This is a genomic window from Streptomyces sp. NPDC041135, assembly GCF_055592085.1.
The window spans coordinates 114,016-127,385 of record NZ_JBVIYZ010000001.1; the positions used below are offsets into that span (position 1 = coordinate 114,016).

The 13,370-nt window shown below is 71.9% G+C and carries 16 protein-coding genes; 11 read left to right on the forward strand and 5 right to left on the reverse strand.

The genetic code is table 11. The features are described 5' to 3' along the window. The first annotated feature begins 128 nt into the window (after nt 1-128). Nucleotides 129-725, forward strand: a complete 597-nt coding sequence (locus ACZ6CZ_RS00575) for a histidine phosphatase family protein (protein ID WP_469012431.1) — start codon at nt 129-131, stop codon at nt 723-725. Between the two features lie 9 nt (nt 726-734). Here the strand turns inward: ACZ6CZ_RS00575 and ACZ6CZ_RS00580 are convergent, their stop codons facing one another. Further along, nucleotides 735-2,165, reverse strand: a complete 1,431-nt coding sequence (locus ACZ6CZ_RS00580; protein WP_469012433.1) for a hypothetical protein — start codon at nt 2,163-2,165, stop codon at nt 735-737. Between the two features lie 265 nt (nt 2,166-2,430). On the opposite strand from ACZ6CZ_RS00580, the gene ACZ6CZ_RS00585 reads away from it, so the two are divergent. After that, entirely contained in the window at nt 2,431-2,829 is a 399-nt protein-coding gene (locus ACZ6CZ_RS00585) for a hypothetical protein (RefSeq protein WP_469012438.1), read from the forward strand. Nucleotides 2,830-2,891: 62 nt separating this feature from the next. Beyond that, nucleotides 2,892-3,758 carry a spermidine synthase gene (locus ACZ6CZ_RS00590; RefSeq protein WP_469012443.1) on the forward strand — a complete coding sequence of 289 codons (867 nt, stop codon included), beginning with the start codon at nt 2,892-2,894 and terminating at the stop codon, nt 3,756-3,758. Between the two features lie 39 nt (nt 3,759-3,797). Here ACZ6CZ_RS00590 and ACZ6CZ_RS00595 read toward each other — a convergent pair whose 3' ends face one another. Beyond that, complete coding sequence (locus ACZ6CZ_RS00595; RefSeq protein WP_469012450.1) at nt 3,798-4,316, reverse strand: hypothetical protein; 519 nt, start codon at nt 4,314-4,316, stop codon at nt 3,798-3,800. 281 nt (nt 4,317-4,597) lie between these two features. Here ACZ6CZ_RS00595 and ACZ6CZ_RS00600 point away from each other — a divergent pair, with 281 nt between their 5' ends. From ACZ6CZ_RS00600 to ACZ6CZ_RS00635, 8 genes are all read left to right on the forward strand, one after another. Beyond that, a complete protein-coding gene (locus ACZ6CZ_RS00600) occupies nt 4,598-4,831 on the forward strand; it encodes an acyl carrier protein (protein WP_469012456.1) in 234 nt (77 codons plus the stop codon). Continuing rightward, nucleotides 4,828-6,054, forward strand: coding sequence for a beta-ketoacyl-[acyl-carrier-protein] synthase family protein (locus ACZ6CZ_RS00605; protein ID WP_469012458.1), 1,227 nt, complete (start codon nt 4,828-4,830; stop codon nt 6,052-6,054). The genes ACZ6CZ_RS00600 and ACZ6CZ_RS00605 overlap by 4 nt, the downstream gene beginning before the upstream one ends. Before the next feature lie 28 nt (nt 6,055-6,082). Beyond that, nucleotides 6,083-6,910: an alpha/beta fold hydrolase gene (locus ACZ6CZ_RS00610; RefSeq protein WP_469012459.1), complete on the forward strand. Its 828-nt coding sequence runs from the start codon at nt 6,083-6,085 to the stop codon at nt 6,908-6,910. Between the two features lie 722 nt (nt 6,911-7,632). Then, the gene (locus tag ACZ6CZ_RS00615; RefSeq protein ID WP_469012464.1) at nt 7,633-7,878 is read left to right on the forward strand and encodes a hypothetical protein; all 246 of its coding nucleotides are present in this window, start codon (nt 7,633-7,635) and stop codon (nt 7,876-7,878) included. 522 nt (nt 7,879-8,400) lie between these two features. Beyond that, nucleotides 8,401-8,700 carry a hypothetical protein gene (locus ACZ6CZ_RS00620; RefSeq protein WP_469012469.1) on the forward strand — a complete coding sequence of 100 codons (300 nt, stop codon included), beginning with the start codon at nt 8,401-8,403 and terminating at the stop codon, nt 8,698-8,700. Nucleotides 8,701-8,817: 117 nt separating this feature from the next. Beyond that, nucleotides 8,818-9,057, forward strand: a complete 240-nt coding sequence (locus ACZ6CZ_RS00625) for a hypothetical protein (protein WP_469012471.1) — start codon at nt 8,818-8,820, stop codon at nt 9,055-9,057. A gap of 364 nt (nt 9,058-9,421) precedes the next feature. Next, complete coding sequence (locus ACZ6CZ_RS00630) at nt 9,422-9,658, forward strand: hypothetical protein (protein ID WP_469012473.1); 237 nt, start codon at nt 9,422-9,424, stop codon at nt 9,656-9,658. 698 nt (nt 9,659-10,356) lie between these two features. After that, a complete protein-coding gene (locus ACZ6CZ_RS00635) occupies nt 10,357-10,620 on the forward strand; it encodes an ATP-binding protein (RefSeq protein ID WP_469012475.1) in 264 nt (87 codons plus the stop codon). A 537-nt stretch (nt 10,621-11,157) separates the two neighbouring features. Here the strand turns inward: ACZ6CZ_RS00635 and ACZ6CZ_RS00640 are convergent. From ACZ6CZ_RS00640 to ACZ6CZ_RS00650, 3 genes are all read right to left on the reverse strand, one after another. Further along, a complete protein-coding gene (locus tag ACZ6CZ_RS00640; RefSeq protein WP_469012477.1) occupies nt 11,158-11,442 on the reverse strand; it encodes a hypothetical protein in 285 nt (94 codons plus the stop codon). Nucleotides 11,443-11,648: 206 nt separating this feature from the next. After that, a complete protein-coding gene (locus tag ACZ6CZ_RS00645) occupies nt 11,649-11,933 on the reverse strand; it encodes a hypothetical protein (protein WP_469012480.1) in 285 nt (94 codons plus the stop codon). A 203-nt stretch (nt 11,934-12,136) separates the two neighbouring features. Further along, the gene (locus ACZ6CZ_RS00650; RefSeq protein WP_469012483.1) at nt 12,137-12,604 is read right to left on the reverse strand and encodes a hypothetical protein; all 468 of its coding nucleotides are present in this window, start codon (nt 12,602-12,604) and stop codon (nt 12,137-12,139) included. Nucleotides 12,605-13,370 lie beyond the last annotated feature (766 nt).

Sequence of the window (13,370 nt, forward strand, 5' to 3'; positions counted from 1 at the left end):
TGTGCCTCCGGCGCCCCTCGGCGGGGCCGCTCAGCTCTCGAAGACGCCGGGATCGCCCCCCGGGTTGCCCCTGACCGGGGTGCGCGATGATGGAAGGGACCCGCCGCCGCTTCCCGAAAGGCCTCTCCATGGCACCGCGCATCCTGCTGGCCCGGCACGGACAGACGCAGTGGTCGCTGTCCGGCAAGCACACCGGCAGGACCGACGTCCCGCTGCTGGAGGAGGGCCGCCGCGGGGCCAAGCTGCTCGGCGAGCGGCTGCACCGGCCGCCGCTGGACGGCCTGCCGGACGCCGAGGTGCGCACCAGTCCGCTGGCACGCGCGCGGGAGACCTGCGAACTCGCCGGGTTCGGTGAGCGGGCCACCACCTGGGACACCCTCATGGAGTGGGACTACGGCGCCTACGAGGGCATGACCCCGGCCGAGATCCAGGACGTCCGGCCCGGCTGGCTGATCTGGCGCGACGGCGTCCCGGGCGGGGAGACGCTCGCCGAGGTCACCGCCCGCGCCGACGAGGTGGTCGCCTGGGCCCGCGGGGCCGACCGTGACGTCCTGGTCTTCGCCCACGGCCACATGCTGCGCTCCATCGGCGCCCGCTGGCTGGGCCTGCCCCTGGACTTCGCCGCCCGCATCCGGCTCAACCCCACGTCGCTGTCCGTCCTGGGCTGGGCCTACGGCGAACCGGCGATCGAGAGCTGGAACGACACCGGGCACCTGGCCGGCTGACCGGCGCGCTCACGCGGTGCGGGGCAGACAGGCGTGCCGCTCCAGGAAGTCCGACACCTCCGAGGCGCGCCGGTGCGGCAGCAGGACGCGGGCGGTGGCCGCCAGCATCGTCCGGATGCGGGAGGACTGCACCTGGTCCAGCAGCTGGAGGACGCGCAGCCCGGCCGCGGCCGCCTCGTCGGGGCGCCCCCCGCGCGCGAGGTCGTCGGCCAGCTCGGCCGTGTACAGGGCGATGTTGCGGGTGAAGTGCGGGTCCTGGAGCCGCGCCGCCCGCCGGGCGTGCCGGGCCGCGCGCGGCCAGTCGCCCAGCGTCGACCAGCACTGCGCCTCCAGGCCCTCCAGTTCGGCCTCCCCGTAGAAGCTCATCCACTCCGGGTCGGCGTCCGAGCGGCCCCGCCCGTAGAGGACCTGGGCGCGGGCCAGCGCCTGTTCGCAGCCCGCGCGGTCGGCGAGCCCGGCCCAGCCGCCCGCCTCGCGCAGCGCCAGCAGGGACATCAGCCGGGCGGAGCCCAGCGGGCGGGCGACGCGCTGCGCGGCCTGCGCCGCGCGCACCGCCTCCCGGGGGCGCCCGGCGTCCCGCGCGAGGAACGCCGTGTTGCAGAAGGCGTGCGCCTCCAGCGCGGGGTCCCCGGTGGTGCGGGAGGTGGCGAGCGCCTCCGCGTAGTGGGAGCGGGCGTCGTCGAAGCGGCCGGAGTCGTGGGCCAGCCAGCCCACCGAGATGGCGAGTTCCCCGGCGCCCGAGTGCAGCCGCTCGGCGGTCGCCTGCCGGGTGGTCCCGGCGTCCAGCAGCGCGTAGGCGGCGCGCAGGGGCGCGGCCGCGCGCCGGTAGAGGCCGTCCGCGCCGTGGCGGTCGTCGAGCAGCCGGATCCTGCGGACTGCCTCCTCCAGGGCGGCGGCCTCCGGTGTCCCGGCGCGCCGGGGCGGCCGTCCGGCGGCCGCGGCGTCGATGGCGAGCCCCAGGGGGCCCAGCGTGGCGGCGGCCACGGTGGCGCCCCCGCCGGTCATGAATGCGCGACGCAGCACGTCGCTCTCCTCGTGGTTCTCGTGTTTCCCGTGCTCGTGGTGGGGATCGCACGGTTCATCGGGGTCATACGGCTCGAAGGCCCCGCGCGTCTCACCGGCGGCGCACCCGGCGGGCGGGCGTGCGGCGCGTCCGCGGACGGACGAGCGGGGTGCGAAGCCGAGGTCGGCGAGCCTGCGGCCGGGGAACATGTGCAGGAACACCCGTTCGTACGCGTAGTTGGGGCAGCGGATCTCACCCGCTTCGACACGACCGATGTAGCGCGCGTCACAGCTCACCCGCTCACCGATCTCGCGGGCGGCCCGCCGTACCAGCGCGGCGAACTCCGCCGGTGATCGGTGGCCGCGCAGCTGCCGGAAGGCGAGGTTGGGCCGGGGCGGCCGATCGGGCTGTGACGAGGTCACGGTTGACGACGCCATGGCCGGGTCCTCTCGTGCGAACCGTCGAACCATGCCGGACCGGGGTGGGATCGGGGTGAGTTGTCCGAGTCACGCCCTGGTTCCGGCGGGCATGAACGTACCCGCTGTAGCGGACCCGCCACGCAGTGTTTGGCTACAAACCGGATATCTCATCCCCGATCTGCCATGAACTGCCATCCTTTGCGGCTGACTTGTGCCGTAGCCGTTGACGCCGCCGCGCGTTGGACTCCATGGACTGCAATGGGGCAGCGCGGTGGAGGCCGGCATGGAGACCAGCCAGATCAACGATCCTCGGACGCCGTCGGCGGCGACCGGTGACGCGGGATGCGATCTCGTGACCGTACCGGCCCGCCAAGGGCTGGAGGCGGTCGACATCCTGCGGCGCGGTGCCGGGGACACGGTCGGCGCCGTCCTGCACGACGACGGCTGCGACACCCTGGGCTTCGTCGTGCCCGCGGGCACCGCCGCCGGCTGGGACGTGCCGGGCAGCACCTGCACGGGCACCGACGGGCGGGGCCTGCGGCTGTGCCCCGAGCCGCCGGCGGAGGGCTCCGACTGGCTGGTGCCGCCCGGCGAGGCCGACCTGGCGACGGACCCGGCGGTGCTGCGCCGCGCGCTGGACGAGGCGGCCCGGACCATCGAGGCCGCGGACAGCTGCCGCTGAGCCCGCGGCCCGGCGGCGGGACCGCGGGGGCGTGCCCGTGCGCCGCCTGCGAAGATGGCGCAATGGGCAAGTCCAGGAACACGCGGCGCCGGGCCGCCGCCGACTCCGTCGTGGAGAGCGTCGACGGCGCCACCGCCTCCCTCGTCCCCGACCCGGACCGCGCCCGGGCCTGGACCCTGCTCCTGGACGGGGCGCCCCAGTCGCACGTCGACCTCGACGACCCGGCCTACCTGTCCTTCGAGTACCAGCGCCGCCTCGGGCACGTCATCGACCTCGTCGCCCCGCCCGGCAAGCCGGTGCACGCCGTTCACCTCGGCGGCGGTGCCCTCACCCTCGCCCGGTACGTCGCCGCCACCCGCCCCCGCTCCACCCAGCAGGTCATCGAGCGCGACGCCGCCCTGGTGCGGCTGGTCCGCCGGGAACTCCCGCTGGACCCCGGCGCCCGGATACGCGTGCGGTCCGCCGACGCGCGCGAAGGACTGGCCAAGGTCCCCGACGGCTGGGCCGACCTGGTCATAGCCGACGTCTTCAGCGGCGCCCGGACACCCGCCCACCTCACCTCGACCGAGTTCCTGGACGAGGTCCGCCGCGTGCTGAAGCCCACCGGGGTGCACGCCGCCAACCTCGCCGACGGGCCCCCACTCGCCCATCTGCGCGGCCAGATCGCCACCGCCGCCGCCCGCTTCGGGGAACTCGCGCTGATCGCCGACTCGGCCGTGCTGCGCGGCAAGCGGTTCGGCAACGCCGTCCTGGTCGCCGCCGACCGGCCGTTGCCGCTCACCGAGCTGACCCGCCGCGCCGCCTCCGACCCCCACCCCGGCCGCGTCGAACACGGCCGGGCGCTCACCGACTTCACCGGCGGCGCCGTACCCGTCACCGACGAGGCGGCGGTGGCCTCGCCCGCCCCGCCACCGTCGGTGTTCCACTGACCCACCCGGACCGGCGGGTCCGGCGCCTCCCGGACGGGCCTAGTAGGTGCCGACCTCCACCCGCGGAGGGCCGTCGTGCCAGGTGCAGAAGACCGACACCCGGTCGGCGCCCTTGCCGAACTCGATCCTGATCCAGGACTCCGTCTTCCACACCTGCATCGACCAGCCGGTGCCCGGCGTCGCCGACACCAGCGTCGCGTCGCTCGCGCCGAGGTCGAACACCGCCCGGCCGCCCTCGGTGTCGTAGGCCCTGACCCGGCCGGAGGCGCTGGGCGAGGGGGACGGGGAGGGGCTGTGCGCGGGGGCGGTGGCGGTGGCGGACGGTGTCCGAGGCGCGGGCGGGCCGCTCGACGCGGTCACCGGCGGGGTCGGCCGCGGCGAGGCCGGCACCGGCGGCTTCACGCCCCGCGCGGTCGAGTCGGCCACCGTGACGGGCAGGGCGCGCGGCGGTTCGTACGCCGTCCCCGTCATCACCGTGTGCACGCCCCACCACGACAGCGTGGCCGCCGCGCCCGTGGCGAGCGACCAGGCCAGTACGTGTAGGAGTCCTCTGCGCATCGCGGCCATACTGCCGCACGCGCCGCGCCGGTGTCCCACCGGATGTCCACCCGCAGAAGCCACCTTCGGCGGAGAAGGGCGGCCTTGTCCGCGACGACGATGTCCGCCTTGCCCATGGATCGCCCAGGGGCAGCAGTACGGGCCGTCCGGCGGGGCCGAAGCGGCCGGCGATGAATGTCTGGTGTGGGGTGGTTTGCGTGTCTTGTGTGGGAGTGGGCCGTGTCTTCGGGGTCGGTTCTGCGTTGTTTGGTTGTCCGTCGTGAGCAAGGGTTGGTGTGGACGTGGAAGCGACCGATCGTGTCAGGGTTCTTTTGCGTGAGTCCTTCGGGGTTCGCCCCGATGTGTGTGTGGATGTTCCTCTGCATGAGTTGGCCATCGACTCTCTGGCCGCGGAGGAGCTTTTGCGGATGATCGAGGACGCGTGTGGCATTGATCTGGCTGATGTGAGTCTGACGTCGAAGGACACGGTCGGGAGTCTGCTGGATCTGGTGCGTGAGAAGTCGGTCGCGGCGTGAGTGCTGGGGTGGTGGTCACGGGTCTGGGTCTGGTGACGGCTGCGGGTGTGGGGGTGAAGGAGTCGTGGAACCGGGTGACGACGGCCACTGCTCCTGTGGGGGTGCGGCGGCCGCCGTCGCTGCTGGATCTGCCGTGTGACTTCATGTACACGGTCGGTGGGCTGGATGTCGATGCGGTGCTGGGTGTGGCGGCGTACCGGTTGATGGACCGCTTCGCGCAGTTGGCTGTGGTCGCGGCGAGGGAGGCGGTGGCGGATGCCGGGCTGGGGCCGGGGGTGTGGGACAGCACTCGTGTGGCGGTGGTCATCGGTTCCGCCCATGGGGGTCTGGATTTCTACGACGAGCAGCACAGGGTGCTGATGGAGCGCGGTCCGCGCAGGGTGTCGCCCAGGCTGGCGCCGTTGACGGTCGTCAACGGGGCGGCCGGCAGTGTCGCTCGGGATCTGGGTGTGATGGGACCCAGTCTGGCGGTGGCGACGGCGTGTTCCTCCGGGACGGACGCGATCGGTATCGCGTTGCATCTGCTGCGTGCCGGGGCGTGTGACATCGCTGTCACGGGTGGTGCGGAGTCGATGTCCGCGCGGGCGTTCTTCGCCGGCGGATGCAACACGAAGGCGCTGTCGACCCGTTCGGCGGACCCCGCCGGGGCGTGCCGTCCGTTCGATGTGGACCGGGACGGTTTCGTGGTGGGGGAGGGGGCTGGGGTGCTGGTGCTGGAGCGGGCGGAGCACGCCCGCGCTCGCGGGGTGGTGTCGCGGGCGGTCGTGCGCGGGTACGGGGCGGCCTCCTCCGGTGACATCGCGTCTCCTGTCGCGCCGGGTGAGGCCGGTGTCGAGCTGGCGCTGCGTGCCGCGCTGGCCGATGCCGGTGTGGGGGGTGGCGAGGTCCAGCATGTCAACGCGCACGGCACGGCGACGGTGATGAACGATCTGGTGGAGTCGGCCGTGCTGCACCGTGTGCTGGGGGATCACCCGCTGGTGACGTCGACGAAGGCCATGACCGGGCACACGCTGGGCGCCGCGGGCGGTATCGAGGCTGCCTTCACCGTCCTCGCCCTCGAGGAGCAGTTGGTCCCGCCAACGGTGAACCTGGCCGAGCAGGACCCGCGCGTACCGGTCGAGGTGGTGGCGCAGGCCGCGAAATCTGTGCGTCTGGACTGTGCGGTGAGCACCTCGCTGGGCTTCGGCGGGCACAACGCCGCCCTGGTCCTCACTCGCGTCTGAGACGGGAGGAAGCGAGACGGGAGGAAGCATGACCGAGGAACATGTCCGCGCTGTGCCCGTGCAGGGTGTGTCCTACACCTACCGGGTACTGCAGCCGCCGGCCCCCGCCGTCGAGCCCGTCGTCCTGCTGGGCGGAGTGCTGCAGGGCATGTACGACTGGGGGTACCTGGAGAGCACCGTGATGCCCAGGGCGAGCATGGTCACGGTGGATCTGCCCACCGTCGATCCCGGAGCGCTCCCGGCGGACCGGGACGACGTCGACACCCTGTGCGACGGACTTGAAGGCATCATCGCGGACCTCGGCGCAGCCCGCGTCAACCTCTACGGCTACTCCATGGGAGCGGCCGTCGCCTTCCAGTACGCCCAGCGCCATCCCGAGCGTGTCGCTCGACTGCTCATCGGAGGCGTGCGCTACCAGCTCACGCCGAAGGTCCTGTCCCATCTGCGCCGCGCCACCGACCGGGCGAGGGCCGGTGACGCGGAGGGTTTCGCCGCCCTCATGGCCGCTGATCTGCTGTGCCTCGACGAGAGCCACCACGTGCACCGCCGCGACCTGGCGCTCGGCTATGTGCTGCGCTTCATGCGCAAGGCTGCCCGCACTCCGCGCTACATCGACCTGATCTCCAGCGCTCTGACAAGCCGTCACCACTCGCTCACGGGTGGCCTGAGGGGGGTGCCCACCATGGTGTTCAGCGCTGAACACGATCACCTCCACCCTCCTGAGCGCCAGCAGGCCTTCGCCGCGACGATCGAGGGCAGCCAGTTCATCACGTTCCCCGACTGCGACCACATGCTGCCGCTGCAACGCCCCGAGGCCGTCACGTCCCTGGTGGCCTCCTTCCTGCTGAAGGAATGAACTTCCCGGTGCGGTGCGGTGCGGTGCGATGCGGTTGGCCGGGATGTCGCCCCGTTCATCCGGCCCCGTTCCTCGCGCCGGTTCTCACCGTCGGCACTGACGCCGGGCCGTGCAGCCGTTGTGGTACATCCGCCCGGGGGATCGGTGTCGGTGGTGGCCGGCGGAGCGGAGTACCGCGCGAGGGCCGGTGAGGGCGCGTGACGAAAACCGGGCCGGGCCGTTGAACCGGTGGCACGGTACGGCGCGTCCGCGTTCAGACGGCTTCCCGCCATTTCTTCCCTTCGGTGGTCGGTGGCCGGTGGCCGCGGGACCCGTTCCTGCCGTGTCGGGGGACGGGCCTACCGGCCCGGGCCGGCCACCGACGAACCGGCCGGCCCGGGGCCTGTCCCCCAACCAGTGAGGGGGGCAGGCCCCGCGGACGCTGACCGTCACCCGCGACTGGCTGCCCCTGGCACGCCCTTGGTCTCGAGGTAACTCCCGGGACGGGTCGGCGGGTTGACGTGACGGAGTGCGGCGTGGGACTTCGTCCGCCGTGCGCTTCTGCCGTATGCCCTACGCCAAGGCGTCTTTGCACAGTGCCCGTTGGCGTCCATGTCGGGGTCAGGCTCCTGCGCAGGACACGTATGACCTCCGCGCGCCCACCACCGAACTACTGCTAGTGTTCACTCAGTCACGCTAGGCAACTAGCCATCATGTGTAAGCGATGGAGAACCGAGGGTTCCATGCGTAAGTTTCAGCAGGTCGTGATCGCAGCAGCAGTGGCGGCCGGTGGCCTGGCCGCCGTCGGTGCCGGGACGGCTGCCGCCGATACCCGTGCCGACGGACCGCAGGTGCTCGACGTGTACCGGCCCTACCAGGAGTGCAGCCCGCAGACGGTGTCGGAGAACGACATCCCGGTCGCGGTGCTCGGTCTCGGTCAGACCCTGGACACCACCTGCGGCCAGTACAACAACGCCTTCACCGGCTGAGGTCGCCGGCGTCGATCGTCGCGACGGCCCGGCGTCCGATCCCTTCGGACCGGCCTGAAGGAATCGGATGCCGGCCGGCTGTCCCGGCTGGGTCTGGGCCGGTCTGCCGGCGGACCGTCGGGCAGCGAGTTCGGAAAGCAGCCGTCACCACCCGAGGGCGGCGATGGCCGGCTCGGCCGGTGCCCGGCCTCGCGCCGGACCCGGTGACGGCCTGCCGCCCCACGGGGACGGTGTCCGTCCGCCGGCCGCGACAGGGCAGACGGGCTGACGTGACAGCCCTCGTCCGCCCAGCAGGTGCCGGCGGCCGTCGCGAGGGCGGGCAGGCAGAGAATGCGCCGGACACCTTGGCGCCGGACGGGCGGACAGGCGCGCGAGAGCTCTCGAGCCGGAGCTTCAGCCGGTCGGCCGGCCGACCGACCGGCGCGCGAATGGGAAGGGCCCGGTGTCGCGGACCATGCTCGCGGCGGGGCCGGTCGTGAGGGAGCGGGCGCCCGGGCGCCCGCAGTAAGGACACGGATCACCATGTTCAGCAGGAAGAAGATCGCAGCCCTCTCGGGGCTCATCAGCGGGCTCGCCGTGGCCTCCACCGCGATCGCGTACGCGAACGTCGCGGCAGACCCGGGGTCCTGCACTCTGTCTCCCCAGGGAGACGTCATCTGCGTGCAGCACATCCAGGGCACGACCTCCGAGGGCGGCACCCTTCCGCATCAGGAGATCTGTATGCCGGTGCAGGCCGCAACACTGCCCGCCGCCTCGGGCAACGGCACGACACGAGTCGGCCCTGAGGTGACCTGTTCGTCTGCCGCGACCGCAGCACACTGAGCACAGGACCCGGCGCGACATGGGGGCACCAATCCCCCATAGTTACACATAGCGGACTTACGATCACTGCCAGTGGTCGATCCAGGTGGTGAGCCTGGACCAGGAAAGGGACATGCTATGCGTAGGTTTCAGCGCGCCGCGGTGGTAGCGGCGGCTGTCGCGGGACTGTCCGCCCTCGGTGCCGGCATCAGCTTCGCCGACGGTGACGACGGCACGCCTGTATCGGTCACCGCCGTTGCCCACTCGTCCGCCGGCGCGGTGGCCTTCGGGGGCGATCACTACGTCCAGCCGCAGGAGCAGCCTGCCCGGTCGCAGGAGCACGAGCGGAAGCAGGAAGGCTCCGCGCCCCAGGAGTGACTGCCAGGAGCAGAGCCGGAGGGGAAGGCCTGCCGCGGTCCCACTCAGCGTCAAGGTCACGTGCGACTCGATCTCTGCGCGGTGCACCAAGTGGTGACCGTGGTGTGAATAGCCCGGACGCTCCCGTTCGCGTCCGGGCTACAGCCGTCCCGCCGACGGGCGAGGACTGCAGTCGCTCGCCCGTCTCGGCACGAGCGGCGCCGGTTCGACGGAAGACTGTCCGATCCTTCACACAAGGGGAATTCAACCCATGCACTATTCACAGAGGAGTGCGGCCGCCGCCGCATTCGTCGGAAGCCTCGTTGCCATCTGCCTCGGCGCCGCACACGCACACGCTGAGGGGACCTCAGGTGACTGTCCCACCGTGCAGGAGGGCGTCACGTGCGTTCAGAAGGGCGAGTCGCACATCGACAAGGACGGCACGCACGTCATCACGCAGGACCAGCAGTGCACGACGGCGGACCGGCCGAACGTGGTCACGCAGCAGGATGGACTGCTGGGCGACGAAACTGTCAAGAAGGGGCCGGTTGTGGAGTGCTCCAACACGGCCAAACTGCCTGACGGGTTCAGGAGGCCGCACCTCGGTTCGCGCTCACGGTAGATGCCCGGTTGGGGGAGCCTTCCCGGACCGGGCATGGGCGGGGCGCCGTCTCGCTGATCTGTCAGGCTTTCGGACCTGGCTCGCTGCCTGGCTGACCGGGCGGGCGTCGGTGCATGAGCGCCGGTGCGGGCCTGGCAGCTGTCGGTGTGAGCTCTCGGGACCCTCCGGCGCCCACGGCGAAGTCATGGCAGAGCGGGCCGGTGCGCGACCGCATGCTCTGCCTTCGCTGCCGACGACCTCGTATGTGGTCACCCGGCGGCATCTGCGGCCCGTAGGCACGACTGCCTGGTCGCCTTCGACGCGAACCATCACCCGGCGCCCGCCCGCACGGTCCGCCCTCGTCGGCCGGCCGGGACGGCGGGCCCACGACGTCGCAGGGGGCGGCCCGCATTCCACCGCTCCCGACGCAGGTGCCGGACCTTGTGCGGCCGTCCGCCCACGGGCCGCCGGCCGGGGTGCCCGCACCGTGGACGGGGGGCACCGGGACGGCCTTTGCCTGTGCCGGCCGCCGTGCCGGCCCCGGCGTCGCTTGCCCTCGCCCGGCCGCGGCCGGTGAGGGCAAGCGCGATGTCGCTGCGGGCGCTGCCGAAGCGGGCAGTCGCCGCGAACGTCGAGGTCGGACGCCGTCCGCTGTCGGTCTGTGACGAGCCGACCGGCACCCGCCCCCGCACTGCCGACTCCTGCACCGAGGAGGCCCGTTGAGTGAGCTGACCAGTACCCGTATCCGCGTCGGCGCCGCCGGGCTGGGCCTGCCGCACCCGGCCGAGGCACTGAACCAGTACGTCCAGCGGGCGGACGGGACCGGGGTGGGTCACCTCGACCTGCTCGAACTGGGCTGCGGGAAAGTCGCGGCCGGGGACGGCCGCCGCTGCCGCGACGGTCTGCGGCTGTCGAAGCTGCCGCACCACAGGATGCTGCGGACTGCGGCTTCTGCTTCCTCGCCGAGGACCAGGACCGGCTGATCGGCGAGCTCACCGGCTACTTCCCGTCGAGTGTCCTCCAGGTCGACGATGATGGCGGTGTCGACGAGGCAGCGCACCGCGTCGGTCATCTGCCGGTGGCGGCACCCCCCGCCCGCCCCGACCGGACGTCCCGGAACCGGCAGCGGATCCCGCTCCGGGGCCCACTCGGCATCGCTCGCGTCCGGGCCCTATCGGGGGCCACCCGCCCTGGCCGGCCGGCGGCGTTCGCGCACCTGCGGGCGAGAGCGTCACACCCGGGACTGGACGGACCGGGCCCGGTGGCCGTGACCACGCGGCACTTCGACAACAGGGCCTCTTGGCAGCTGACGGACTCGATGTCCGCGAGCTGCCAAGAGGCCCTTCTCCATGCATGGACGTGCGAACGGCTAGTGAAACCAGGCCGTTCGCACGTCCAGAACGCGGGCGAAACCGTTGCAGACCACCGGTCTGCGGGTTGTGAGACCACCGGCGGGCGACCGTCACGTGGCACGGGAGGTCCCTGAGCCGCTCGCCCGCATGGCGTTCCTCTGTGTGCTCTTAGCGGCCGGCCCTGTTGCTGCAGCCCATGTCGGAGCCCAGCGACGTCTGCTGGGCTCCCGGGCTGCCCTCGCCGTTCGCCAGGTTGCCGCCCAGCCCGTTGCCGATGCCGACCTCACCGAGGACGTCGAGGTTGAGGTCGTGCGACTGGCAGGTGGTGTGCTGAGAGATGGTGAGGCTGTCGCCCCTGCCCCAGCCCTGATCTGCTTGGGCGACGCCGGCGCCCAGAAGTCCGACGCTTGCGAATGCCGCCGTCAGGACGGCAGCCGTGCGGAGCTTGCGCATGTCATCTCCAGGAGAAGTGAGGTGAATGCGATCTGTGAAGGATCGCCTGACGGACGCGAAGGGTTCAGCGGCGCCGGAGGGAAGTGCCCGGGAGCGTCGTGCCGCCCCGGGCAGTGCATCGGCGCACGAGAACCGGTCCCGGCGCTCTGCCTGGGGCCAGCGCCGGGACCGGTTCACTGTTCGGCGTCGTTACGCCGCAGGTGACTTCAGAAGGCGCTGTTGTTGCAGCCCATGGTCGAGCCGATGTCGGTGGCCTGGGCGCCGGGGTTGCCTTCGCCGTTGAGGGCGTTGCCCAGCAGGCCGTTCAGCACACCGACCTCGCCGAGGACGTCGACGTTGAGGTCGTGCGACTTGCAGGTGGAGCTCTGCGTGATCTGGAACTGGTCGCCGCCGCCCTCGCCGCCCTGGCCGCCCGCGTAGGCCGTGCCGCCCACGAGTCCGATGCTACCGAGGGCAGCGACCAGAACCGCAACGTTGCGAAGCTTGCGCATTTCATCTCCGATGAGGTGAGTTCCAGCGATCTGGTGTAGATCGCGTTTACAATGCTGAAATCTACGCACAAACGCCGCAAAGTGGACAGCAACACGCCGGTTCGTGTCGGCAGCAGACACGGACAGCCGTATCGCCAGGCCGGACGGGCCCGGTGGTCGTTCGTCCACGGCCCGTGCGCGGCGTCGGCGTGGGGGCCGCAGCGCTACTGCACGCTGGCGAAGGAGTTCGACTGGCTGTTGGCCTGGGTGCACTCCACGCCCCGGGTCTGGGCTGCGGCCAGCAGGGCGACCGGGACGTTCGCATCGAGCAGGGTCTGCGGGCTGCACTCCTGGTACGGACGGAACAGGTTGGCCTGCCCCGCCGAAACGCCCTGGTCCTTGTGCGGCGCCTCAGGAGAGATCTGCGGGCTCAGCTGCGGGTTCAGCTGCGGGTTCAGCTGCGGGGAGACCTGAGTGCCACGCGAGGGCGCCGGCTGTTGCGCAGCCGGCGAGCCGTAGGTCTGCGTGGTGGCCTGAGCGGAAGACGCCGAGGCGGCCTGGGCGTCGGGCTGCGAGACCGGGGGCGGTGCGGTGCCGTTGTGGGCGGACGGGGTGACGGCGGAGCTCGGGCCGACGCCGACGCCGGTCAGGCCGCCGGCTGCTGCGGCGACGAGCGCGATCTTGTGAAGCATGCGCATGGGTTCCTCGGCTCTTCAATTGACCTGTGCACGGAGCTGGTTCGGCGAGAGGGCGGCCTGGTCTGCGCTGCTCGTTCGGCTGCGACGGGCCGTCCCCCTCGCCCCGTGGGGAACGAAGCAGGCACGGACCTCGATACGGGTGCGCGCGTGCTGGTCACCCTTTTGATGCAGGGCGCGGGAGCGGGGTGCCCGGCTCGCGCGGTCGGCAAATGGGTGACGAGTCGCCGGATGCCGTGACCACAGCGGGCGAGAACTCGTTCCTCTGAGGAGAGGGCAGCGACCGTTGACCAACACACGGTGCGGGATCTGCTGCCAGCTTCGATCACGAAGTCCGCGTGCTCCTCGAGACAACCGTAGCCTCCGGCGCGATGCGAGTGGCGCACCAAATGCACGCGTGACCGCTCTGAATGCAGTGGACCTCATTTCAGGTAACGAAGGGCCGAGGGTTTCATGCGGAAGCTTCACAAGGCCGCGCTCGTCGTCGCAGCGGCCAGCGGTTTGGCCGGCATCGGCGCCGGCGGCAGCTTTGCCGACTCACCGGACGGGCGCCCCCATTCCACTCCGGCATCGGTTCCGGATCAGCCACCTGCTCCGGTCGCAGCCCCACAGGCCGCCCCGTCAGGACCACAGCAGACCGGATACGCCTCGGCCTCGGCCTCGTCGCAGGGAACAGCCCAGGCCTCCACGTCACCGAACCCGCAGCAGGCCGCTCCCGCACAGCAGCCGCAGGCCGCGCAGCCGCAGGCCTCCCAGCCGCAGG